The following is an 867-nucleotide window of genomic DNA, read 5'->3' on the forward strand; positions in this document are numbered from 1 at the left end:
ATATTGGCTTGTTTGCCTAAATCTAAAATGCGCTTAATATGACGATCCGTTTCCATTGCTTTTTTGACTACCACGTGATCGACAATTACAGGCAAAGGAAGATGCATAGGAGGCGTATTGTATGCCTTTCCAAATAAGTACATAATTTCAGAAGCATACGTGCTCGTTTCCGAATGGCTTACTCCGCCTTTTAACTGCACAACCTGCACGTCATTCACATACTTTTGTTTTAAATCGATGGCCACTTGATAAAGAGTTGTTCCCCACGTCACCCCAATAATATCTCCGTCTTTTACGATGTCATAGAGATAGTCAGCTGCTGCCACGCCTAGATGACTTTTAATAATGTGATTTTCATATTGAGGCACCGGTGTGACGATTGCTTTTTTTAAATTGAATTTTTGTTCAAGTTGAGAAGACAATTTTTCACTATTGATAGATGAATCCACAATTTTAATTTGAACAATGCCTTCTTCTTTTGCTGTCTGCAGCAATCGAGAAACCGTAGGCCTTGATACACCAAGCTTTTTTGCAATTTCACTTTGATTATAATCAAGAATATAATACATCCTTGCCGCTTCAATCACCTTATTAAATTTCTCTTGATCCATCTCCATCGACTTATTCTCCCCTACCTCATGAATTTCTTATCCCAATTTTACCAAACTTATGTCTTTAGTTTACTTGTTTGGTGAACAAAATTTCAAGAGGGGATTTTATAAAAAGAAAAAAGAACTTCATCTTACAAAATAAGATAGAAAGTTCTTTCTAATTTTATATTCATTTTGATCATTCTAATATTAGAGTTCTTTCATTTTTTAATTTTTAGCATAACACTTATTATGAATTAAAAAACAAGATTTACAT

Annotated in this window: 1 protein-coding gene; it reads right to left on the reverse strand. The window is 33.8% G+C overall.

Annotation, left to right across the window (positions count from 1 at the left end):
• A partial coding sequence (locus AC1DRF_RS30130; RefSeq protein WP_477742590.1) for a sugar-binding transcriptional regulator occupies positions 1-617 on the reverse strand: 617 nt, incomplete at its 3' end.
• Between the last annotated feature and the right edge of the window lie 250 nt (positions 618-867).

This window comes from Priestia sp. P5_B4 (genome assembly GCF_056400385.1).